The 25,193-nt window shown below is 59.2% G+C and carries 9 protein-coding genes; 4 read left to right on the top strand and 5 right to left on the bottom strand.

All coding sequences use genetic code 11. The annotated features are described in order from the left end of the window. The 5 genes from ybtT to ybtA all read right to left on the bottom strand — a co-directional run bounded on the left by ybtT (nt 1) and on the right by ybtA (nt 18,734). Nucleotides 1-804 (bottom strand): yersiniabactin biosynthesis thioesterase YbtT, encoded by an 804-nt coding sequence (gene ybtT / locus G434_RS18915; protein WP_000194278.1) that lies wholly within the window; start codon nt 802-804, stop codon nt 1-3. Next, nucleotides 801-1,901 (bottom strand): yersiniabactin biosynthesis oxidoreductase YbtU, encoded by a 1,101-nt coding sequence (gene ybtU / locus G434_RS18920; RefSeq protein WP_000982870.1) that lies wholly within the window; start codon nt 1,899-1,901, stop codon nt 801-803. The genes ybtT and ybtU overlap by 4 nt, the downstream gene beginning before the upstream one ends. Next, nucleotides 1,898-11,389 carry a yersiniabactin polyketide synthase HMWP1 gene (gene irp1, locus G434_RS18925; protein WP_000369500.1) on the bottom strand — a complete coding sequence of 3,164 codons (9,492 nt, stop codon included), beginning with the start codon at nt 11,387-11,389 and terminating at the stop codon, nt 1,898-1,900. The genes ybtU and irp1 overlap by 4 nt, the downstream gene beginning before the upstream one ends. A gap of 87 nt (nt 11,390-11,476) precedes the next feature. Then, nucleotides 11,477-17,584 carry a yersiniabactin non-ribosomal peptide synthetase HMWP2 gene (gene irp2 / locus G434_RS18930; RefSeq protein WP_000623045.1) on the bottom strand — a complete coding sequence of 2,036 codons (6,108 nt, stop codon included), beginning with the start codon at nt 17,582-17,584 and terminating at the stop codon, nt 11,477-11,479. Nucleotides 17,585-17,774: 190 nt separating this feature from the next. Continuing rightward, nucleotides 17,775-18,734 carry a yersiniabactin transcriptional regulator YbtA gene (ybtA, locus tag G434_RS18935; RefSeq protein WP_000140402.1) on the bottom strand — a complete coding sequence of 320 codons (960 nt, stop codon included), beginning with the start codon at nt 18,732-18,734 and terminating at the stop codon, nt 17,775-17,777. A 256-nt stretch (nt 18,735-18,990) separates the two neighbouring features. Between ybtA and ybtP the strand changes: the two genes are divergently transcribed. Genes ybtP through ybtS form a run of 4 tightly spaced genes read left to right on the top strand, consistent with a single transcriptional unit; the run spans nt 18,991 to nt 25,097 of the window. Next, nucleotides 18,991-20,703, top strand: coding sequence for a yersiniabactin ABC transporter ATP-binding/permease protein YbtP (gene ybtP / locus G434_RS18940; protein WP_001296192.1), 1,713 nt, complete (start codon nt 18,991-18,993; stop codon nt 20,701-20,703). Further along, nucleotides 20,690-22,492 carry a yersiniabactin ABC transporter ATP-binding/permease protein YbtQ gene (ybtQ, locus tag G434_RS18945; RefSeq protein WP_000654452.1) on the top strand — a complete coding sequence of 601 codons (1,803 nt, stop codon included), beginning with the start codon at nt 20,690-20,692 and terminating at the stop codon, nt 22,490-22,492. The genes ybtP and ybtQ overlap by 14 nt, the downstream gene beginning before the upstream one ends. Continuing rightward, a complete protein-coding gene (gene ybtX / locus G434_RS18950; RefSeq protein ID WP_001286284.1) occupies nt 22,485-23,765 on the top strand; it encodes a yersiniabactin-associated zinc MFS transporter YbtX in 1,281 nt (426 codons plus the stop codon). Before ybtQ ends, ybtX begins: the two co-directional genes overlap by 8 nt. Nucleotides 23,766-23,792: 27 nt before the next feature. Continuing rightward, the gene (ybtS, locus tag G434_RS18955) at nt 23,793-25,097 is read left to right on the top strand and encodes a yersiniabactin biosynthesis salicylate synthase Irp9/YbtS (RefSeq protein ID WP_000703040.1); all 1,305 of its coding nucleotides are present in this window, start codon (nt 23,793-23,795) and stop codon (nt 25,095-25,097) included. Nucleotides 25,098-25,193 lie beyond the last annotated feature (96 nt).

Raw genomic sequence — 25,193 nt, 5'->3', positions numbered from 1 at the left:
TCACCTTTCTGAAGTACTGGGCTGTTTTTGCCACGCGGTCATTGCAGAAAATGCGTGGGGAAAATGGCGGACAATCTGCGTAAAAAAGGACCGGGCTTGTTGAATGGGATAGAAATGATCGCCGTCAATCACCACCGGGCCTGTAACGTGGCTCAGCCACTGACGCCAGGCATCGACCTGCTGCCAGGAGGCTTCGCGATCGTGGCTGCCGCACAATAACAGCGCAGGCGTGCGCAGCGGCGGACAGACGTCGGGCGAGTCGTAGTGATAGCTCTCGGTGGCGTAAAAATCAGCGCGCAGAAGAGGAAGAAACAGCGACATTAATTCCTGGTTTTCCCGCAGTTCAGGAGAACATCCGCCAATGTCTATCAGCTCAGCGATAAAGTCGGCATCATCGCGATGGCTGAGCTGGCGTTCAGAATGCAGATGCGGGGCATGGCACCCGGAAATAATCAGTCCTTGTGGCGCAAGCCCCCGTTGCTCCAGAAGTCGGCAGGTTTCAAACGCCACCTGCGCCCCCATGCTGTGCCCGGCGAGTAAAAGCGGCGTGTCAGGCGATACGGATGCTTCCAGCTCGTTCGCCAGCAGTGCCGCCAGTTGTGTAATGTTTCTGAGCGGTTCCAGATGGCGAAGGCGATCGCGCCCCGGCCAGGTCACCAGAGAAAGCGCGCAATCAGCCAGTTGCTCAGCTTGCCAGTGGCGAAACGCGCTACTGCTGCCGCCAGCGAAAGGGCACATGACCAGATGCGCAGTATTGCCGTTCCGGGCGGGCCACAGCGGGATGCACATTGCAGATTGCGTCACAGCGCCTCCTTATCATCATCGTTGTAGAAACCGGCTAACCGGTCGTGGTGCGGCGGCGTCAGGCGTCTGATCTCCGCATTGCCGGTCTTACGTAAAATCTGCTGCCATAAACGTGATAACGCGATCTGATGTACGCTTTGGCAGGCCGCTGGTGGATGTTCGCCCGCCAGATGGCTGCGCAACTGGTGTAGCAACCAGCTGACGCCCTCCGGCCCGACGGTTTCGCAGCAGTCGCGCCAGCTCAGGGGCGCCGCGCTGCGCGTCAGACCCGGCAGATCGCGCAGGATCTCCGGTCTGCGGTAGAGGCTGTGGGCGTTCTCCTGATGGTCTGCGACAAACAGGCTGGATGACCAGATGACGGGGCCGTAGCTCGCCTCCAGCGAAAGATGACCTTCCGGCCAGCCCAGCAGCAGGCGGTGCATGATAAGGCTATGCATATCTGGATCGTCAGGATCGAGATAGCGCTGAAGCAGCAGGCAGGCTTCTCCCTCCGGCCAGAAGAGTCTCAGACAGTGAAAATCGCTAAAGCTGCCAACCACGTCGCACTCCACGGCGGCGGCATCAACGCCCAGAGCCAGCAACAACAAATCCAGAGTGGAGTAGAGCAACTGTCGGCTGGTGGTGGCGTGGACCACCTGCGGCGTCTTAGCCAGACAGCGACGCAGCTGCTGCGCATCGCGAAGCCATGTGCGTCCCGCGCGCGTATGCGGATAAAACGTGTTTACCCAATAGCAGCAGCCCTGTTCCTGCGCCAGCGTTTGTAAGGAACTGATGTCATCCGGGTGGAGGGGATGCTCCTGAATGACGTGTACGCCGCGCGTCAGAAAGTGTCTGGCAAGCTGCGTACCGGTTCCTCCGGCGACGGTCGAACGCACGACAATACAGGCGATATCCGGCATCCTGGTTATCTGTTCCGGCGAGGTATACAGCGGAATGCCAAACGCATGAGCCAGCTCTCTTGAACGGGCGCTTCCCTGCGCCAGCAGGCCGACCAGTTCCAGCCCCTCCGGGGGCTGCATAAAGGCATTCAGGTACATTTCGCCAAATTTGGCGCCCACAATCAGTACGCGTTGTTTTGGGGAGGCGGACGGCATCATAACGTGTTCTCCGGTTGCGTTGAGGTTGCGCAAAGCCAGCGCGTAATGTGTTGCGCACAAGCCTGAACGTGGGGGGCTTCCATCATGATTTGCCAGTGGCTGGCTTCAATCACAGCGTCGTCGGCGTTGTTTATCCAGCCCTGCCACTCGGTTTCTGCTGGCGTCCAGTGCGCGGGTCTCCCGGCGGCATACACCATGAGACAGGGGACCGGAACGCTTTCGCCCGGCGTATGCTCAGTCAGTAAACGCAGCAGATGCGCGATGTTGTCGAGCCACGTTTCTGCCGCTTGCAGCGTCAGGTTTTGCGACACCATACCGGCCGTTTTAGCGAGGCTGATAAAGTCGGCAAGCTGGCTGTCGGGCGTCTGCTGGTCGAAATGTTCGGGCAGTGCCAGAGGCGTTTGTCCTTCGGCTAACAGGCGCAGCAGGGCCGCCCGGTTTTCGCAACAGAAATCCTGTCGGCACACGGGATCGATTAACACCATCCGAACCTGCTCGCCTTTGGCGTACAGGCGTTGTGCGGCGCCCGCCGCAAGAAACGCGCCATACGACCAACCCGCCAGCACATAAGGGCCGTGAGGCTGCTGACGACGGATGCACCCGACATACTCATCGATCATCTGGTCGAGCGTGGCAAAGCGCTGCGGCGATTTTGCTTGCAGGCCGAAAACGCGCCTGTTCAACGCGCTAGCGAGCGGCAGCCAGGCGCTGATATCGCCGTCTGAAGCGTGGAAGACAAACAGGGTTTCCTCACCGTCGCCCTGGCAAAGGGGTATCGGGTTGTCCTCTCCTGACGTAGCCGCCTGTAGATGGGCGCAGAAGTCGCTCAGCGTCGAATGGCTGAACAGATCCTGAAGGTTAGCCCTGGCAATCCCTCTCCGGTTTAGCTGCGCGACCATCCTTGTCGCCATCAGGCTGTCGCCGCCCAGTTCGAAAAAGTCGTGATGCCTTGCCACGGGGCGAGACAGCAGCGATTGCCAGAGTTCAGCCACCTGTTTTTCCAGTGCCGGATTCCCCCCGGCAACTGGCGTGGGTTTGGCTGGCTCAGTCGGCGCATCAGACGGGGCATGCAGCGGCGTAAATAACGCTTCTCTTTGCCGGATCTGTAAAATGGGCAGACCGGTGCCAAAGCGCTGCTGTAAATAGCGGCTCACGGCTTTTTTATCCGGGCGATTTACGCCAGGCGAACGCGCTACCAGCAGATGCTGGCGCAGCGGCGACGATTCCTGCGCGGGCCACGCCAGCTCGTTTGCAAACCCGGCCTGAACGAGAACCTCCTGCCATGCGGAGCGGGTGAGCATCGGTTTCTCATCCCGGCGGCGGAAATCGCGGTATCCGCTTAATCCCTCAATAAAGCCCACGCTCGCCAGCTGGAATACGCTGTTTCGCTCCGTCGCTTCAACGATCAGCAAACGTCCGCCGGCTTTCAGCAACAGTTTTAATCTGCGCAACGTCTGGACGACATGGCTGGCGTCGTGGAGCACATTGACGGCAACGATCAGGTCGTAACCCGCCTCCGGGTGGGCGGTGAAATCCAGCGGCTGGTTGATGTCGAACAAGGCATAAGACACCTGCGATTCATCATGGAAACGGGCTCTGGCGTCATTGAGGAACTGCGCGGAGACGTCCGTGAAGTGGTACGACTGCCGCGTGTTCCGCGTGGCCTTCAGCACCGGCGCGGTAGTGGCTGCGGTTCCGGCGCCAACCTCCAGAATCCGTTCTGCGCTGCACAAGGCGGCAATCTGCGCGGTATAGCGATTCAGACAGGCGCTGGCGGGGTTGTCGCGATACAGCGCGTCGGTAACGCGATGCTGCTCGTTGAACAGCAATTCCAGCGGAGAACACTGCCCGGAGAAGAGGGCGTCGTGCCGGGCGATGCAGGTTTCCAGATACTGCGCCAGCGCCTGGCTCCATTGGCTTTGCGGGCACGCTTCCTGAGGCTCAGGAATCTCGCTGAGCGGAATGCGGCAGCGCCAGCTTTCACCTTCGCGGATTAACCACTCTCTTTCCGTCAGACACTGTAGCCACTGGCGCAGCAGACGCTGGTGAGACGCTTGCGCGGACAGCGCCTGTACTACTGCGCTAAAGCGATGGGCGATCTCCGGCGTGGTAAACAGGCCGTGACGATTTAGCGTAGCCGCGATCCCCTGTAGCGCACGCGCCTCCAGCCAGCGCCAGGTCGCCTCCAGCTCATCAAGCTGCGCCTGCTCAGGCAACGGCAGCGCCAGTTGGGTAAGTTCGTGCTCATCAGGCATCGCCGCTGATGGCGAAGGATCGTCGGCCATCACGATATCCAGCGTCAACGCGCCCTGTTCGGTTATTTCCGCTCTGGCCTGCCGGATGCCGGGGTATTCGAGCGTCGCCTGCTCAATATCCCGCAGGTCGTAGTCCGCCTGCGCGTTCAGCGGCCAGCGTCGGCGGGGAATGTGCCTGGCGATGCCGCTGGCGAGAGTCTTCAGGCTTTCAGGGGCGGCGATGACGGCTTGCAGGATGGCGCAATAGTCATTAAACATCGCCTCGGCAGCGCCGGGTTCCAGCACGTTGTCCATGCAGTACCAGCTAAACATCAACTCGCCGTCGCTCTCCATGACCTGATGATCCAGCCAGACCTGCGGCGTTTGCGTGAATACATAGCAGGGTTCGCCGAACAGATGGCTCATCGCCTGATCGATAGTCATGCCTTCCAGCGTCATCCCCAGCATACTGGTAAACACTACCGGCATCAGCGGTTGACGTTGTGATCCGCGCAGGCGGCCCAGCTCACGGATCACCTCAACACCGTTCATTTCACTGTGCGCCATGTTTTGCCAGAGGCGCTGTTGGGTCTGTTGCATCTGCTCTTGCAACGTCACCGGCGCTGAGAAGTTAAAATCAACCAGCGTGACGGAGGTAAAATCACCAATCAACTGGTTGATTTGCGGATGGATCGGCTGGCGATTGAAGAACGTCAGGTTCAGCGTAAATGTTGTGGTACGGCTCCAGCGCTCAAGGGTGGCGGCAAACAGCGTGAGCAGCGCGGCAGACGGTGTGACGCCTTGCTGCTGCCAGCGCTGTTTCACGGCCTGCCATTCTGTCTTGCCGATCGTCGATTTGAAGGTGGTGAAGTGTGGCGTTTCCGGGGGCGTCTCAACCACCGGCAGCTCTGGCGCTAAGGGCAGTTGCGGCAGTTTTTCCTGCCAGTAATCCCAGGCATCGTGCCATGCCGATGTCTGTCGGCGCGCCTGTTCAGCCATCACATAATCACGGAAGGTAATAGCGAGCGGCGCCAGCGTTTCACCGCGCCAGACCTGCGCCAGGTCGTCCATCATGACTTTAAAACTCTGCACATCAAACTGCAAAAGGTCGAGGTTCATATGCAGACGGTAATGGCAATCGTCGATTTCGCTGACCACCAGCTCAAAAAGAGGCCACTGGTCGGCAGGCAAAACGCGATAGCTCAGTTCATGCCGCCGTTTTTCCAGTGCGATGCGCTGTTCTTCCGGGGAAAGCGCGCGCAGATCGTCACGCGGGATGTGATACTCCGGCGTTGTCGCCAGGATTCGCTGCTGCCCGTCGGCATCAACCACCATACGCAACATATCGTGGCGTGCGATGAGCTGGTTCCATGCTTTCTCCAGTATGGCGAGATCGAACTCATCGTGGCGTTTATCCCACTCAAACAGGACGTGACAGGCGACGCCGCCATAGCCAATGAGGTGGGTTCGCCCCAGCCAGTAGGCGTGCTGAATGGGCGTCAAAGGGAAGGGCGCATAACGCTCGTCGGCGTCGTGCCGCAATACTTCCGGCTGCGAAGCGGCAGGCGTCGCCTCTGGCTTAGAACAGATAAGCTGCGTGAGTCCATGAGGAGACAGATCCTGCCACGCCCGTTCCGCATTGATGCGTACACCCAGGTAGTGCTGAATATCGCTACTGAGTTCAAGGAAGAGCAGCGAGTCCATGCCGAGTTGCAACAGATCCTGGTTTGGATGCAGTGACGCCGGATCGCTCAGCCTTAGCTGAACCGCAATCCGCTTTTTCAGCCATGCCATCACCGCTGTTTCATCGCTCAGGCTGCCGTTAAAGGCGTTGTCATCAGCAGGAGGAATGACCGGCGTTGCGGCTTTTTCTGTGGCGCTGATGTTAAACAGAGCCTGTTGTAACGGGGGCATTTTGTCGGTAAAAACGCGCATCGCCAGTCGCCACGGGGCGCCGCGCATCACCGCCTGTTCCAGGTGCCAGCAGCCTTCGGCATCGCTTAACGCGCCCATACCTCGGCTGGCGAGCGTCGCCAGCATTTCCGGCGTGGCCGCCCGACCGCTTTCTCCCCATGCGCCCCAGGCGACAGAGAGCGTTTTCGGCGCATCAAGGGTGGAAAACTGCTGGGCCAGCCCGTCCAGGTAGCCGCAGGCCAGCGCATGGGCGCTCTGACCCGGCGCGCCGAGGGTGGCGGCAGCGGAAGAGTAGAGAATAAGATAGCGTCCGTCGTGGTTGCGCAGGGTTTGCAACAGTTGGCTTGCCGCCTGCGCTTTTACCGCGAAAACGGCAGCCAGCTGGTGGTCATCAAGCTCCTGCAAGGGCGCGTCAGCCAATACGCCAGCGGCATGAATCGCTCCGGCAATGCCGCCGTTGGCCGCCAGATCGTCAAGAACCGTGGCCAGTTGCCCGGCATCGCCCACATCACAACGGCAGACGCGCGTCTGCCCGCCCTCCACGTCGCGTAGCCATGACTCATCCACGCGCGGTGCCAGCAGGGCGATGCGTCGCGCCCCTTTTTCTCTGAGCCAGTTCACGGCAAGGCGGCCTAATCCGCCAAACGCTCCGGTCACCAGATGCCAGCGGCTATCGCCGGTAAACACGTTTGCCGGTAATTCAGCGGCGCATCCCGTATTGGGCGTCAGTGAAGGGAGCCAAAGGGTGTCACCCCGTGCGGCGAGCCAGCGCTGTGATAGTGAGACTGCGCTCAACCCTTGATGCAGCGTTTCCCACGGGGTGTTTTCGGCGAGATCGATGGCGGCAAGCAACCGTTCCGGCTGTTCGTTGGCCGCGACGCGAAGCAAGGCCCATAGCGCGTGATGGGATGCAGAGAGTGCTTCATTTTCCTCGACTCGCCACGCGCGGCGAGTAACCACAATCAATCCGGCTGCGCTGGCGGTGAGCGCTGCTATCACTTTCTCCGCTAAGGCCAGCGTATCCTCGCTCTCCTCAACAATCATCAGTCGTGAAGAGGCGTGCGGATCGTGAATGATGCCGTATTGCGCCAGCTCGTCGCTGCGCGCAAGCGTACCGGCGCTGAAGCTAAAGGTAAGCGGATGGTCAATGCTGGCGACGTTGAGGGGCGTCCAGCGCCATTGATAATGCGTTTGCGGCGCAGGAAGAGGCGCGGCGGGCGATAGCGGCAGCCACTCGCCAGCAGGATGACGGGCTTCAACGCGCATCTGACCGCGGGAAAAGGCTTCGTTTTGCCAGCTTAAGCGAACCTTCCCCAGCCACTCCGGGGCGGCGACGGGGGGCGGTTCCACAGGCAGAGCGTCGCCATGACGCTGTGAAAGCAGACGCCATGCCTCCTGCCAGCGGGCGTTAAACCGTTCGGGCTGACCTGCGCAATCAGACCAGTCGGCGAGATAATCACCGTTATCCGTCAGCGCCTGCCCCAACACGGGTTCTGATGGCGCGGTGAATGTTACGGCGCTAACCGCCTGACCGGGCAGCGTGGCGAGAATGATATGTTCGCTCATCCCGGCGGTCGGGCTGCCATCCTGCGGTAGCCACGCCACTTTGCTGAATCCGGCGTGGCGGCACTGTTGTTGCCACTGAGCGGTGGTGAGGAATAACTCACCTTCGCGGGCGTCGAGATCCTGTAGCGGAAGAACCAGCGGGCCGAAAACGAAGTCAAACAGACGCATTGGCTGGGTGATTTCGCGCATCAGCAGGCGCCCGCCCGGCTTGAGCAGGGGGCGCAGATTATCGAGCGTGCGGCCAATATGGCGGGTGGCGTGAATCACGTTCGCTGCCACGATAAGATCGTAAGACTGTGCCTGGAAACCCTGAGACTGCGCCTCTTTTTCGAGATCCAGCTCGCTATACTTCACAAAATCATAGTCGGCGAATTTCTGCTGGGCGCGACGGGTGAACAGCGCCGAGATATCGGTGAAATGGTACTCCAGTGCCGGAACGCCGTTGAGTTCCGGCAGCAGCCACGCGGTGGTGCCGCCGGTTCCGCCGCCAACTTCAAGAATACGCAACGGCTGGCGGGGCTGACGCGTCTGGACAATGCCGCGTAATACCCCGGCGGCGATTTGGTTGAAATAGCGGCCAAAGCTGAATTCCTGATACAGCACTTCCACGCCGTCGGAGGCGCTTTGCGGGAAGATAATCGCCACCGGTTCTTCCGCGCCGCTCATCATTTCATATAACCGATCGCCGGCACGGGCGATGGTGTCGGGAATAGCCTGAAAACCTTCACAATAACCGGCAAGTTCCGTCAGCAGTGATTCCCGCTGTTGATGTTCAATGGGGCGGGCGCGGACGTATCGCCCGTCGGTGCAGCGGTAATCGCCGTCGACCACGCAGTTATTCAGCAGGCGCTGGAGTAGCTGCTGGTAGCGGGGCAGCAGACGTCCACGGCGCATGATGGTCATGGCGTCCACGCCGTTCTCAATGGCATCGCCGGTACAGCGTTGTACCAGTTGATCGACGTAGATGGCGTGCAGTCGCGTGGCGCACTGTTTAAGCGCATCCAGGCGAGGGAGATCGAGCGCTGTCGCGGCGCGACTCGCCACCTCCAGCCCGGCAGACAGCGCTGCGTCGGCAGGCTCGCAGGCCGGGGAGACGCGCTCTTTCCAGTAACGTTCAGTATCAAACGGATAACATGGCGCAGCGATACGTTGTCCATCGCCCGCCAGCAGGTCGGCCCACGGTAGGGCGACGCCGGCAGCGTAAAGCTGGAGCAGGGCCTGATTGAGGACATCGCTCGCCTCTTTGTTACGCCGGGCGCTGGCTATCCAGTATGCGTTATCGCGGTATTCGCGCTGCCCGCAAGCAACCAACTGGGCATCGGGCCCCATCTCCAGAAAAACGCGGGCGCCGAGCTGATGCGCCACCTGAATACTCTGGATAAAACGCACCGGCTGGCGCATGTGTCGGCGCCAGTAATCCGCCTGGTTGAGCGTTGACTCATCAATGACGTCGGCGGTGAGCGTGGAAATAATCGGTATTTGCCCCGGCTCCGCGTGCAGTCCCGCGCAGGCGTCCTGGAACCGATCGAGTATCGGCTCCAGTAAAGCGGAGTGCGCCGCACCGGTTACGCTCAGGCGACGATAGTTAATGTCATGCTGCGAGAGCGTGGCGCAAAATACCGCGAGACGGGCTTCCGGCCCGGAAAATACCGTATGTTGCGTACCGTTGTTGGCGGCGAGATCCAGCTCAAACTGGCGAGCCAGCGGCATCAGCGTGTCTTCGTCTGCAAATACCGCCACCATCGCGCCGCTTGCGCACTGCTGCATTAGCGCGCCGCGCCGACAAACCAGTGGCATGACCTGTTCAATCGTATAGTGTCCGCAGACAACGGCAGCGGCAAATTCACCGACGGAATGCCCAATGGCGAAGTCTGGCTTCAGTCCTTCAGCACGCCAGTGCGCCGCCATCGCGATTTCAAACGCGACAATCGCCGGCTGCGCCCAGGCCATATTGTCCAGCTGCGCCGAATCGGGGTTAAACATCGCTTCGCGCAGTGACGGCGTGAGCATTTCGCTACAGGCGGAAAAACAGCGATCCAGCGTGTCGGCAAACGCCGTTGAGTGCTGGTACATCGTTTGACCCATAGTGCGCCAGTGCGAGCCCTGGCCGGTAAACAGCCACACCTGCTTGCCGCTGGCGCCGTGGCCGCTGTAAACCAGCGCCCCCGATTTCTCACCGGCCCAGGCGCTGAGCGCCTCGGCGGTTTCACGGTTTAATGGCGCCGCCAGGCGGAAGGGGAGATCGAGACGGCGCGCGTGCAGGGCTGTGAAGGCCAGAGAGCTGGCATCCGCATTCTCTCTCAGCGCCCCGGCATAATCCGTCGCCAGCCGCCGCAACGCGCTGTCGCTGGCGGCGCTGAGCAGCAGCGCGGTACTTTTTCTGCCGCTATCCGTATTGGGGAGGCGCGCGTTGAGCGCGTCGGGCAGCGAGGCGACGATCATATGGCAGTTGGTGCCGCCAATACCAAAGGAGGAGACGCCCGCATAGCGCATTTCGTCCTGCCATGCCTGTGCCGACACCGGTATGGTAAAGGGGCTCTCTTCAAGTTTCAGCGCCGGGTTGGGGGTGTGAAAATTCAGTAAGGGAGGAATTTGCCCGCGACTGACTGCCAGAACGGTTTTCAGCAGTCCGGCAATGCCCGCCGCGGTATCCAGATGGCCCATGTTACTTTTCACGGAACCGAGCGCACAGCGCTGATCCTGCGGGCGAGGCGCATAGACGTTGCGTAACGCTTCAATTTCAATCGCGTCGCCCAGCGGTGTGCCGGTGCCGTGGGTTTCAATGTAACCTACCTGCCTGTCGTCGATGGCCGCCAGCATTAACGCCTCTTCGATGACTGCTTGTTGCCCTGCGACGGAAGGGGCGGTATAGCCGACCTTTCTGTTGCCGTCGTTGTTGACCGCGCTGGAGAGGATCACCGAGATAATCGGATCGCCTGACAGCAGCGCGTCTCTCAGGCGACGCAGCACCACGCAGCCGAGACCGTTACCGGCCCAGGTGCCCTCAGCCGAGGCGTCAAAGGGACGACAGTGACCATCAGGAGAGAAAATCATTCCGGGCTGGTAGCGGTAGCCTGCCTGCTGGGGGAAAGAGAGCGCCACGCCGCCGGCAACCGCCATATCGGATTCGCCTGCGCGCAGGCTTTCACAGGCCAGATGCACGGCAACCAGCGAGCTGGAGCAGGCGGTCTGTACCGATAACGCCGGGCCGTGCAGGTTGAGTTTGTACGCGGCGCGGGTGGCAATATAGTCTTTATCATTGCCCATCAGAGATTGCAGACCTTTTACCTGCGCGACTTCTGTCACGTTCAATGCTTCGCGACCGGGGTAGGTACTCATCCGGGAAGAGGCGAAAACGCCGGTCTTATGGGGGACGGCGCCGGGGGCATAACCGGCATGTTCCAGCGCATGCCAGACCGCCTGCAAAAACAGGCGCTGCTGCGGGTCCATCGACTCCGCTTCCTGTCGCGAATAGCCAAACAGGGTGGCGTCGAAGCAGTCGGCGTTGTCTAACACCGTACCGATATTGACATAATGAGGATCGTCAATGATGGCGGCATCCAGACCGACGGCCAGAAGCTCTTCGCGCGTAAAGCGTCGGCTGCATTCACGACCTTCCAGCAGATTTTGCCAGAACGTTTCGCCATCCGGCGATTCAGGAAAATGGCAGGCGTAGCCGATAACCGCGACAGGTTCGCAGTCCGGGTAGTGTTGAGCGATCGATGCATCAATGGAATCTGCTGTCGGCGCAGAAGAGAAGCGCAAGTTATCCATAATCGGTCCCGTTTCCTAAGATTCACAAAGTCAATGGAACGCCATGCGTTCGCGATGGCGTTCCGGGGAAAATCAGTTTGCTTCGCGCTATATCCGCCGCTGACGACGGCGAACAGGGCGAGGTCGTTTTGTTTTCTCCACCGTGGCGACGCCGGCCAGATAATCGGCCAGGGCAGCAGGAGAAGGGTGGGTGAAGAGGTCAAGCAACGTCAGGGTGGAAAATTCGTGACGTTGTAACAAAACGTGCAGTTGCACCAGATTCAGCGACGTTGCGCCCGCCTCAAAGAAGTTTTCTGCGGGCGTGACAGACTCGCCAACCACCTCGCGGAAGGCGTCGCAAATCAGGCTGACGGTGCTCTCGTCCGCCGCAATGTGTGGCTGAGAGTGCTCAGGGCATACGCGCGGTGAGCGCTCTGCGCATTGCCCTGCGTGTTTAACGGGAGGCACCAGCGCGGCGAGCGGCAGTTGCCAGCCGCTTTCATCCTCGGCCATTCGGTTTAGCAATGCGCAATACTGTTCAAACTGGCGCTCCACCTGCCCGGCAGGAAACAGCGCGGCGACAAAATCCCAGTTAAAGCGCAGTTCGCCTTCGGATTCATAAATCTGGTGATCGAGCCAGACCTGCGGCGTCTGGGAGATGCCCCAGACCGGTTTGAGCAGATTACGCCGGGCGAGGAAGTTATCCTGCTCAAAGCCCAGCGCGCTGGTAAAGACGACGGGCATCGGAACGGCTGGCACGTTTTGCCGTTGCGCCAGTTGACGCATCACGCGGATGGCTGACACATCGCGGTGGTTGAGGTTCTGGCTCAGCCGCTGCTGTAGTGACTGCGCGCTGTGCAGCCAGCTTTCGCCGGGATGCCAGCTCAGCAGCATCAGCGAGGTGAAATCGCCCAGAATCTGGTTGATTTGCGGGTGCAGCGGTCGCCTGTCGAAAAGCGTAAGGTTAAGCGTGAACTCAGGCTGTGCACTCCATGCAGAGAGAACCGTTGACCACACCGACAACAGTACGGCCGACGGGGTGAGATGGGCGTCAGCCGCCCGTTTTTTCAGCCGATGCCAGCGCGTGCTGTCCAGTGCGCCGTTCAGGCGGGCGAAGCGCGGTGTTTCAACCTCCTGAGGCAAGCAGCGCAGCGGCAACGCAGGCGCCGGAGGAATATCATCAAGCTGCGCCTGCCACCATGCCAGAGAATCTGGATTGGGCGACTGTAGCGAGGGTTGTTGCAGATAATCCCTGAAGGTGACGGGCAGCGGCGGAAGCAGCTGTTGCGGGTAGCGGTAGCCGTGCTCCAGCTCCGCCAACAGAATCTGCATGCTCAGCCCGTCAAGTAACAGGTTATCCAGACACAGCCACAGGCGGGCGGGCATCCCGTCAACGTAACCGACCTGGAGATCGAATACCGGCCAGACTTCGGGGTTGAGTACCTGATGGGCCAGTTTTTCGCGCACCTGCAACGCCTCTTCAGGCGTATGGAGGATGTGTGCGGGTATTACCCAGCGAGGCGTCTGTTCGAGCACCTGTTGCTGTCCATCACGCACGACGGCGCGTAGCATATCGTGGCGGGCGATTAATCGGTTCCAGACCGTCTCCAACCGGGTGAGATCCAGATCGGCAATTTCAAATTCAACAAAGAAATGTGAGCCGACGCCGCCCAGGGCAAAGCCCGGCTGACGCCCCACTAGGTAAGCCTGCTGCACGTCGGTAAGCGCAAAGGGCTGGTAGCGATCTTCAGGGGAGTGGACGAATGGTTGTTCGACCGGGACGTCGGTTTTCCGCAGCGTGGCGGCAAAATCCGCCAGCCGGGGATGATTAAACAGGTCGCTTAATTGCGCTTCATAACCTGCCTGATGAAGTTGCCCGGTCAGACGGGTCGCCAGCAGGCTATCGCCGCCTTGCTGGAAGAAGTCGGTTTCTCTGGTGACATTGCCAGTTGATAAGAGTTGCTGCCAGAGGGCGGCAACCTGTTTTTCAATGTCGCCCTGGGGTAAATCCGCTTCGGCCGGGTTTTCCGCTTCAGGGGTATGACGACGCTTCAGCGCCTGGTAGTCAATTTTCCCGTTAGCCGTCAGCGGTAAGGCGTCGAGGAAGACGATCCGTTGCGGCACCATCCACCCCGGCAGACGCCCGGCGAGGGCGGCCTGAAGTTGACGGGGATCGCGGCGCACCTGCCTGTCAGGACATTGTACGAGGAAGCGTTGTAACCCCGCGACCTCATCGCCATGCTGACAGTTGAAGCCGGCCGCGCTAAATAATGCCGCCCAGTCGGCGCTGTTATGCAGCAAGGCCTCCGGCTGCCCATTGGTTAACAGGAGCGTGCTGAGTAGGGCGGACGGCGTTAACTGGCGAAACTCCATCACGTAGAGCAGCGCGCCGGGAACGGCAAGCTGTTGTAATGTCGCAAGGAGCCCGGGATCTTCCGGCAGCAGACGATGCAGGGCGTTATTAAGCCAGATAATGTCCGCCGAGTGAGCGTGCGCCGCCAGCGTGTCTGCATTCCAGAGGGACAGACGGGCGCCAGGCCAGGGGGCGAGCCTCTGCCGGGCGCTCAGCAGCATCTCCTGGCTCTGCTCAAGCCCGACATACTCAATCTGTCCGGCGTTGAGCTGTGCTAACAGCGATTCTGCGGCGCGGCCAGTGCGGGTTCCCACCTCAAGCAGGCGCACCGGGCGCTGTAAGCGCTGTGCAAGCTGTTGGCAAATTGTCGCCAGTTCCTGAATATACGGGGCGCTGGCCGGATGGTTAAAGGCCAGGCTTTCCGGCGACCACTGCGCGTCGTTCAGTAACGACAGTTCGTTACGGGCACCGCGAAGAATTTGCGATAACGTTAAATCATGTCCGCTGAAGTGCGGGTGCTCATCCTCGCGTTCTTCACCAGCGCAGACCTGATAACCTTCAGCAGCGGGCTTCAGTCGCCGTTGTGTCACCAGAAATGCTAACCAGCGTTCCACCACGGCCTGCCAGCGCGGCTGGATAGCGAGTGAGTTCATCAGGGGGAGAGGATCGGCGCCAGCGGTGTGACCCGGCTTCAGTTTTAGCAGGCGATGCTGAAGGAAATCGGCTACCTGTTCTGCGGAGATCTCTGGCGAGATGGCGCAACAGGGCAACGTTCCCGCAAGCGTGTGCCACGCCTGCGGCAGTGCCGGGTTCCGATGATCGGTAACGCAAAAAGCCTCGCCCTGAGGAACAACGTATGCCGCCAGCGTTTTTTCTTTTTCGCCGATCGCCAGAACGGTTGCTTGTTTCACCCCCGCCAGCTGGCTGAGCGCGCTTTCGATTTCGCCCAGCTCGATGCGATATCCTCCGACTTTGACCTGCTTGTCGCGACGACCGAGGAACTCGATTGTGCCATCTGGCCAGTAGCAGCCGAGATCGCCGGTGCGATACCAGCGCTCGTCCGGGAGCGTCAAAAATTGCTGCTCGCTACGCAGGGGATCGTTGAAATAGCCTTCCGCGACCCCAATGCCGCCAATCCATAATTCACCCGGCACCCAGTCAGGGCAGTCCCGGCCCTGTTCATCCACCACCCGGTAGCGTTGGTTGGTTAGCGGAAAACCGTAAGGGATGGAGCGCCAGTGGGCGGGGACGTCGTGAATTTCGCAGGCGTTAGACCAGATAGACGCCTCGGTGGCACCGCCCATCGCGATAAATTGTCCTTGTGGCCGGAAGGCCCGATAACGGGCGGGGAGGTCAAGCCCGATCCAGTCGCCGGAAAGCATCACTGCGCGCAGGTTTTCCGGCGTGGCGTCGGCGAAACCTTCACACCAGGTCAGCAGCATATCGAACAGCGCCGGGACGCTGTTCCAGAGCGTGACCTGATGGCGCTGGATCAGCTCACACCATGCGTGAGGATCGCGCCGTTGATTTTCCATCACCATCACCAGCGCGCCGCCCGCGCGCAGTACGCCAAAAATGTCGTAAACCGATAAATCAAAATGTAGGGCGGAGAGGGCCAGCACCCTGTCATGCGGGCCAACCTGATAGCGGGTATTGATATCGCAACAGGTGTTAAGCGCTCCCCGGTGAGAAATGACTACCCCTTTCGGCGTACCGGTAGAGCCGGAGGTGTAGATAATGTAGGCCGGTTGCGTGGGGGCGCGTACTACCGGGTTGGCGATCGGCTCCGCCTCAATGGCCTGCTGCCAGGCAAGGACGGGAATATCGTCTGACCCGGCGCTGGCGTCGTGCTGACAAATGAGCACCAGCCGGACGCTGGCGTCAGCGTAGATTTTCTCGCGCCGTGCGGCAGGCTGATCCAGCGAAACCGGAACGTAAACCGCCCCAGCCAGCAGGACGGCCAGAACCGCAACAAGTTGTCCTGCACCTTTCGACATCGTGATAGCCACATTATCGCCGGGCTGAACCCCGCACTCGATTAACCTGCCCGCGCAACGGCGGGCATAGTCTGTCAGCTCATGATAATTCCACTGATAACGCATGTCCGTTACCGCCAGCGCCTGCGGCTGTTGCAGAGCGATACGGAAAATGCCTTCATGCAGCAAGCCTTCGGGAATGGGGGCGCCGGTGGCGTTGACCCGTTCGCGTATCGCGCGCTGGCTGGCGGGCATCATATCTGCGAACGGCTTTTGCCAGGCGCTTTCGTCATCGCAGAGTTGGTTAATCAACTGGCAGTAGGTATCGAACAATGTTTCGACTAACGCCGGAGGGAACAGCGCGTCGTTGCTGTCCCATTGTAGCCAGACCTCGCCGTGATGCTCGAACGCCAGATGATCTATCCAGACCTGCGGCGTTTGCGAGATGCCCCATTCCGGCTCGCCCAACGGCGATTCTGCGCGGCTGCTGTAGAGGGAACGCCCCAGATTGCTGGTAAATACCACCGGGGCGCCGTGGGGGTAGCGCTGCTGGCGTTTGAGTTCACGGAGTAATTCGACGCCGGACCAGTGGCGATGCTCCCAGTCCTCCGTAAACGTGAGCTGGTTTTTACGCGCCAGGTTGCTGACGGTATCGCCATCGCAGGCGGTATCCAGCAGAAGAATATTGGTGAAGTCGGCAAGCATCGCGCCAACCGCCGGGTGCAGCGGCTGGCGGTCGAATAAGGTGATGTTAAGCAGCAGACGCGTCAGGCCGCCCCAGCGAGCCAGCACGGCAGAAAAACAGGTCGCCAGTGCCATTGTCGGCGTCACGCCATACTCGCCGGCCCGGTTGCTAAAGGCGTGCCAGCGTGTTGCCGGGACAATCATGCGGCGTCGGGTATTACGGACTTCACGTAGCGTGGCGGGTTCGCAGGCCAGCGGCAAGACGGGCGCGGGGGGAAGCGTCGATGCTTTCGCCAGCCAGTAAGCGCGCGCGTCGTCTCTCAGTGGTTGATTGATCTTCTGCTGGTGCAGCAAATACGAGCGGAAATCATAGCGGGTGTCGATAGCCGGCAGCGATTCTCCGGCCAGCAGGGCGTTAAGCTCATCGAAGAAAAGCGTAAAGCTGGAGGCATCCATAATCAGCAGGTCAATATTGACATGGAGGCGGTGGCGATTGTCCGGCAAGAGCGTCAGCTGAAAATCAAACGTTTCGCCGATTTCCACGCGTAAAAGACGGTGGCTCAGGCGCTGGCGCAGTGCGTCCAGATAGGCCTGGCGGCTTTCAGCGTCGTTATGGCGTAAATCATGAACGGTGACGCCGTTCCAGTAAGGTTGCGGTAGCCAGACCTGCTGCCCGTCGGGGCGAAAGGCGATATGCAGCATTGGGTGGCGTTGCAGCAAGGTCGTGATGGCCTGCTCCAGCTGCGACGCCGTCAGACAATGGCCTTCAAACTCCTGATACAGGTGGCAACCCACGCCGCCAAGCGTCTGCCCCGGCATGCGGCCCGTCAGGTAGGCGTGCTGTACTGGCGTCAATGGGAAGGGGGTACTTTCGGTCATGTTCGGCCAGGATGATTCGTCGGGCGGCGTTTCTTCTTCCGCGTTCTCCGGCGACCGGCTGAGCATTAACTGGTTCCATGCCGCCAGCGTGGGGGCGGCATACAGCTCGCGAAGGGTAAGGCGGTAGCCATTTTTACGAAACCAGTGTAACCATCTCATCAATCTTATGGAATCCAGGCCGGCCTGGATCAGGTTGCTCTCTTCATGTAACTGCTGCGGCGTTAAATTCAGTTCCTGTATGAGCCGCTCGCGTAATTGTTGGTAATCAGCCGCGTGGCGGTTGTCCGGTAACAGCGAATCCTGAGATGGTGCGCCAGAAATCATTCTTCCTCCTGATGGCACGTCTTACCGAAAAGCATTACTCATATGAGAATAATAATTATTAACAATTGGATGCTACCCGAAACGGGTTTATTTATGCCCGTTTCGGGTTGGTAACAGGCGGAAAGAACAGAGGCCCTGATGGGGTATCCGGGCCTCTGTCAGGGAGGAGTTTAGGGGGGCGCGACCCCGGTTACATCCCGCGTTTAAAGGTCGAAGGAGTTACGCCAAACTGTTTCTGGAAGGCGGCAGAGAAATGGCTGGCGTTGGCATAGCCCAGATCGGCCGCCACCGTCATGACGGAGGTATTGCCGTTGGCCAGGCGTCTTCTGGCTTCCTGCATTCGTTCAGCCTGAAACAGGCCATAGACGCTGTTGTTGAACAGAACGCGGAAGCCTCGCTTAATTTTGAGAACGCTCAGACCGGACTCTCTGGCCAGCTCCGCGACGCCCGGCGCTTGCGTCAGATCAGCCAGCAGCAGATCCTTCGCCCGCAGCAGTTTCTGGCGTTCCATCGGGGTGAAGTGGCAGGAGAGGCAACTGGCGTCTTCGCGATGTTCATCCAGCACCAGACTGAGCATGACCAGACTTTGCCCCTGCAACCATAGCGTCGACGGCTTTTGTTCATGACTGAAGCCGCTGTGCATGCGCATCAGCGCGTGACGCAAGGCCTGAGCCGTTAAGTGGGTTTCAGCATTACAACGGTGCTGCTGGCAACAGCAGTGGGAGTCGATCTTATTCTTAATGACCGCGCTAATATCCGGCACCCACAGCGCGAGGGTTTCAGGGCTGAAGGAGAGGGTAATGCTCTCGAATCGGCCACAATAGGAGGCGCTGCCGCGACAGTCTGGCGTATGGGTAATGTAATGGCGATTGCGCGCAAGCTCCCAGTCGGTGTGACGCCGGAGTCCCTGAATCGCAAAGCGCGATGTGCCTTCCAGGATGCACGAGAAGTTAATCCTGCCCAGATCGTCGTGTAGCTGCAACGTCTCAGGCCGCGCAAAATGGCCCCTCCAGAGCAAAATATCCATACCTTCCTGCAACGAACAGCGCAGCAGTTCACACTGAGCAGGAATATTGCCATCGTTTGCAGGTTTCCCGACCACCAACTGGTGAATAGAGATTTCAGATTGCGTTTGCGGTGACTCCGTCATGACCTGGTTATCTCCCTGTGGCTTAGACCAATGCGGGTATAAATAGAACCGAATGGGGTAGATGAGTTATTGATAATGGTTATTATTCACATTAATTCTCAGAACGCCACCCTGAATTGTCGTTTTTGGCGTCCGTAAAAATTCATCAGGAAATTCAGTTACTCCCATGTCATCTCAATCATCCAATACTGAATCGCTGTCCCGATTTCCTCTTTGGCAGGTGATTACACCGGTTCGCAGGAAGGTTATTTTAGCTATGGCGCTGGCGGGGCTGGCGGCATTAACCAGCCTGGGGGCGCTCCTTTTTCTGGCGTGGAGCCTGCGTGACATTCGCGCGACGCCTGACGCTATTCCGGCCTGGCCGCTGGGCGGCGTGATCGGCTGCGTGGTCTTAACTTTTGTTCTGCGCTTACAGGCGTTCAACACCTCTCATTACGCGGCTTTTCATCTGGAGAACATTCTGCGCAGCAGGTTAGCCCGTAAAGCATTGCAGCTTCCGCCTGGCGTGTTACAGCAAATGGGCAGCGGGTCAGTGGCGAAAGTGATGCTGGATGACGTGAAGTCGTTACATATTTTTGTGGCCGACAGCACGCCGCTCTATGCCCGCGCGATCATCATGCCGCTGGCGACAATCGTTATCTTGTTCTGGCTGGACTGGCGGCTGGCAATCGCGACGCTGGGGGTACTGGCGTTTGGATCGGTTGTTCTCGTGCTCGCCCGCCAGCGTTCGGAAGATATGGCTCAGCGTTATCATAAGGCGCGCGAGCAGGTTAGCGCGGCGGTTATTGAGTTCGTGCAGGCCATGCCCGTGGTGAGAACGTTTGATAGCGGCAGCACCAGTTTTTTGCGCTATCAACGCGCCCTTGAAGAGTGGGTCGATGTGCTCAAAACCTGGTATCGCAAAGCCGGTTTTTCAGCGCGTTTTTCCTTCTCGATTCTGAATCCTCTCCCGACCCTGTTTGTCCTGATCTGGTCGGGATACGGCCTGTTGCACTATGGCAGTTTCGATTTTATCGCGTGGGTGGCCGTTTTACTGCTGGGCAGCGGAATGGCCGAAGCCGTAATGCCAATGATGATGCTCAATAACCTGGTCGCGCAAACGCGTTTAAGCATTCAGCGTATTTATCAGGTTCTCGCGATGCCGGAGTTATCGCTGCCGCAGTCTGACCAGCAGCCGCAAGAGGCGAGCATTACCTTTGAGCAGGTGAGCTTTCATTATCCGCAAGCGCGTACTGGCGCCGCGTTGCAGGAGGTGAGCTTTCATGTGCCTGCCGGGCAAATTGTGGCGCTGGTCGGGCCAAGCGGCGCCGGAAAAAGCACCGTGGTGCGCTTGCTGCTGCGTTACGCCGACCCGGACAAAGGCCATATCCGTATTGGCGGCGTGGATCTGCGTGATATGCAGACGGACACCCTGATGAAGCAACTCTCGTTTGTGTTTCAGGACAACTTCCTTTTTGCCGACACGATAGCCAATAACATTCGTCTGGGCGCGCCGGATACGCCGCTGGAGGCGGTTATAGCGGCGGCCAGAGTGGCGCAGGCCCATGATTTTATTAGCGCTCTGCCAGAAGGTTACAACACTCGAGTCGGGGAACGTGGGGTATTTCTCTCCGGCGGCCAGCGGCAGCGCATTACTATCGCCCGGGCGCTTTTGCAGGATCGCCCCATCCTGGTGCTCGATGAGGCGACGGCGTTTGCTGACCCGGAAAACGAAGCGGCGCTTATCAAGGCGCTCGCGGCGGCCATGCGTGGCCGGACGGTCATCATGGTCGCGCATCGTCTCTCAATGGTGACTCAGGCCGATGTGATATTGCTGTTTTCCGACGGACAGCTCAGGGAAATGGGGAACCATACGCAACTGTTGGCGCAGGGCGGCCTGTATCAACGGCTCTGGCAACACTATCAGCAGGCGCAGCATTGGGTGCCGGGTGGAACACAGGAAGAGGTGATGGAAAATGAAAGACAATAATCCTGCGGATAACCTGGCCTGGCGCGTCATCTGGCGCCAGCTTATCTCCAGCGTTGGCAGTCAGGCCAGGATGCTGCGACGCAGTATGCTGGCGCTGTTGCTGGCGGCATTCATGCAGGGGATCGCCTTTGCCTGTCTTTATCCGATCATTGATGCGCTGTTACGGGGAGACGCGCCGCAACTTCTTAACTGGGCTATGGCCTTCAGCGTCGCCGCAATTGTGACGCTGGTGCTACGCTGGTATGGCCTGGGCTTTGAATACCGTGGTCATCTGGCGCAGGCTACCCATGAGTTGCGCCTGCGACTTGGCGAGCAGTTACGCCGCGTGCCGCTGGAGAAGCTCCAGCGCGGCAGGGCGGGTGAAATGAACGCCTTGCTGCTGGGCAGCGTGGATGAAAACCTCAATTATGTTATTGCGATAGCCAATATTTTGCTGCTCACCATTGTCACGCCGCTGACGGCGTCGCTGGCGACATTGTGGATAGACTGGCGGCTGGGGCTGGTGATGTTGCTGATCTTCCCTCTGCTGGTGCCGTTTTATTACTGGCGCCGCCCGGCGATGCGGCGACAAATGCAGACGCTGGGGGAAGCGCACCAGCGTCTGAGCGGCGATATCGTTGAATTTGCTCAGGGGATGATGGTATTGCGCACCTGCGGCAGCGATGCCGATAAAAGCCGGGCGCTGCTGGCGCATTTCAATGCGCTGGAAAACTTACAGACCCGCACTCACCGTCAGGGCGCTGGCGCGACGATGCTGATCGCCAGCGTCGTGGAGTTGGGCCTACAGGTGGTGGTGTTATCCGGGATCGTCTGGGTAGTGACGGGCACTCTGAACCTCGCCTTTTTGATTGCCGCCGTCGCGATGATTATGCGCTTCGCAGAACCGATGGCGATGTTTATCAGCTACACCTCGGTTGTGGAACTGATCGCCAGCGCCCTGCAAAGGATTGAGCAGTTTATGGCGATAGCACCGCTTCCCGTCGCAGAGCAAAGCGAGATGCCGGAACGTTACGATATCCGCTTTGACAACGTCAGCTATCGCTACGAAGAAGGTGACGGCCACGCGCTTAATCATGTTTCTTTGACGTTCCCGGCAGCCAGTATGAGCGCGCTGGTGGGTGCCTCCGGCGCAGGCAAAACTACCGTCACCAAACTGTTAATGCGCTATGCCGATCCGCAGCAAGGGCAGATTTCTATTGGCGGCGTCGATATTCGCCGCCTGACGCCGGAACAGCTCAATAGCCTGATTTCTGTTGTTTTCCAGGATGTCTGGCTGTTTGATGACACGCTGCTGGCGAATATCCGTATCGCGCGCCCACAGGCGACGCGGCAGGAGGTAGAAGAGGCCGCCCGCGCGGCGCAGTGCCTTGAGTTTATTTCCCGTCTTCCGCAAGGCTGGCTGACGCCAATGGGAGAGATGGGCGGCCAGCTATCGGGCGGCGAGCGCCAGCGGATTTCCATTGCCAGAGCGTTATTGAAAAACGCGCCGGTCGTTATTCTCGATGAACCGACTGCCGCGCTGGATATTGAAAGCGAGCTGGCGGTGCAAAAAGCGATCGATAACCTGGTTTACAACCGGACGGTGATTATCATCGCTCACCGTTTATCCACCATCGCCGGGGCCGGAAACATTCTGGTGATGGAAGAGGGACAGGTGGTTGAGCAGGGTACTCATGCGCAATTGCTCTCACATCATGGACGTTATCAGGCGCTGTGGCAGGCGCAAATGGCCGCGCGCGTGTGGCGCGACGACGGGGTTTCCGCGTCTGGAGAGTGGGGGCATGAGTGATGTTCAGTCGAATGTGAAACCGCTGACGTTGACGACCGGGCGGGTGATTTTTGCTATTGCCGGCGTCTATGTGACGCAGAGTCTGGTATCGGCGCTGTCTATGCAGTCCTTACCCGCGCTGGTGCGCGCTGCTGGCGGTTCGCTGGCGCTTGCCGGTGCGACAACCCTGTTTATGCTGCCCTGGGCGCTGAAGTTTATTTGGGCGCCGTGGATCGAGCGCTGGCGGCTTCCGCCCGGTAGCCAGGAACGCCGTTCCCGCATGTTAATCCTGCGTGGTCAGGTCGCGCTAGCGGCGATCCTGACTATTGCCGCAGCGATTGGCTGGTTTGGGCGAGAAGGGGGATTCCCCGATACGCAAATCGTCGCGTTATTTGTTCTGTTTATGGTGGCAGGCACGGTCGCCTCCACCATTGATATCGCCAGCGACGGCTTTTGTGTCGATCAACTGACCCGCACGGGTTACGGCTGGGGAAACAGCGTGCAGGTCGGCGGCAGCTATCTGGGAATGATGTGCGGCGGCGGGGTGTTCATGATGCTGTCGGCGGCATCCGGCTGGCCTGTCGCCATGCTGATGATGGCGGTGCTGATTATGGCGCTGTCACTCCCGCTGTGGCGCATTACGGAGCCGACGCGAACAGCGACTATCCCGCATGTTCCGGCGTTAGGTTATGCGCTAAGGAGGAAGCAGGCGCGCCTGGGCTTACTGCTGGTATTGATGCTGAATTCAGGCATGCGGTTTGTGCTGCCTCTTCTGGCACCGCTGTTGTTGGATCATGGGTTGAGCATGTCCGCATTGGGCGCGCTGTTCAGCGGCGGCAATATTGCAGCGGGCATAGCAGGAACGCTGGCCGGCGGATTGCTGATGAAATACACCTCACCCGGCAGAGCGCTGTTGACGGCTTATGGCGTCCAGGGGATCGCGCTGCTGGCGGTGGTGATGACGCTCATGATGGCGCCGGGTCATCTGCTGCTGCAGATTCTCCAGTGTCTGGTCATTGTCCAGTCCATTTCGCTGGCCTGCGCGCTGGTCTGTCTTTACGCCACGCTGATGTCGCTTTCATCGCCTTTGCAGGCCGGTGTCGACTTCACCCTCTTTCAATGTACTGATGCGGCAATCGCCATTCTGGCAGGCGTTATCGGTGGCGTTGTTGCTCAACATTTTGGCTATGCGGCCTGCTTCCTGTTTGCCGGGGCATTCACGTTGCTGGCGGCGTGGGTTGCTTATATCCGGCTGCATTCGGCAAGAGAACTGATGACAAGCGCAATTGATTGATCCGCGAATAACACAGAGAGGTAAGGGATGAAAATCAGTGAATTTCTACATCTGGCGTTACCAGAGGAACAATGGCTACCGACGATTTCTGGCGTTTTACGCCAGTTCGCAGAAGAAGAGTGTTATGTCTATGAGCGTCAACCCTGTTGGTATTTAGGCAAAGGGTGCCAGGCACGGCTGCACATTAATGCCGACGGAACGCAGGCGACATTTATTGATGATGCCGGGGAGCAAAAATGGGCGGTGGATTCCATTGCCGACTGCGCGCGTCGTTTTATGGCGCATCCTCAGGTGAAAGGACGTCGGGTATATGGACAGGTTGGGTTCAACTTTGCGGCGCATGCGCGGGGGATTGCCTTTAACGCCGGGGAGTGGCCGCTGCTGACGTTAACCGTTCCCCGTGAAGAACTTATTTTTGAAAAGGGAAATGTCACCGTTTATGCGGACTCCGCCGACGGGTGCCGACGTTTGTGCGAGTGGGTAAAAGAGGCCGGTACAACGACGCAGAACGCACCACTGGCGGTGGATACCGCCCTCAATGGTGAGGCATATAAACAACAGGTTGCGCGCGCCGTTGCGGAGATCCGCCGTGGCGAGTATGTCAAAGTGATTGTCTCGCGCGCCATTCCCCTGCCATCGCGGATTGATATGCCCGCCACGCTGTTATACGGGCGGCAGGCAAACACGCCTGTGCGCTCGTTTATGTTCCGTCAGGAAGGACGCGAAGCGCTGGGCTTTAGCCCAGAACTGGTGATGTCAGTGACGGGCAATAAAGTGGTCACTGAACCGCTTGCGGGCACCCGCGATCGCATGGGAAACCCGGAGCATAATAAGGCGAAAGAGGCAGAACTGCTGCACGACAGTAAAGAGGTGCTTGAGCATATCCTTTCTGTCAAAGAAGCTATTGCTGAACTGGAGGCCGTTTGCCAGCCGGGCAGCGTGGTGGTTGAAGATTTAATGTCGGTTCGCCAGCGCGGCAGCGTTCAGCATCTGGGGTCTGGCGTGAGCGGTCAGCTTGCGGAAAACAAGGATGCCTGGGATGCGTTTACCGTGCTGTTTCCGTCGATTACCGCCTCAGGTATCCCTAAAAATGCTGCTCTGAACGCGATTATGCAAATTGAGAAGACGCCGCGAGAGCTTTATTCCGGCGCAATCCTGCTGCTGGACGATACGCGCTTTGATGCGGCGCTAGTTCTGCGTTCCGTATTTCAGGATAGCCAGCGCTGCTGGATACAGGCGGGGGCGGGAATCATCGCGCAATCTACGCCGGAACGCGAACTGACAGAAACCCGGGAGAAATTAGCGAGCATTGCGCCCTATTTAATGGTGTAGGAGTAACTGTTTTCTAACCTCACAACCAGACTGTCCAAAGACAATTGAGTCGCTCTTTGATTCCTCTGTGACTCTATTGTCTTCTTTTGGGATAAA

It is taken from the genome of Escherichia sp. KTE172 (assembly GCF_000408845.1).
GTDB lineage: Bacteria > Pseudomonadota > Gammaproteobacteria > Enterobacterales > Enterobacteriaceae > Escherichia > Escherichia coli.
This window is presented reverse-complemented; position numbering and strand designations above follow the sequence as displayed.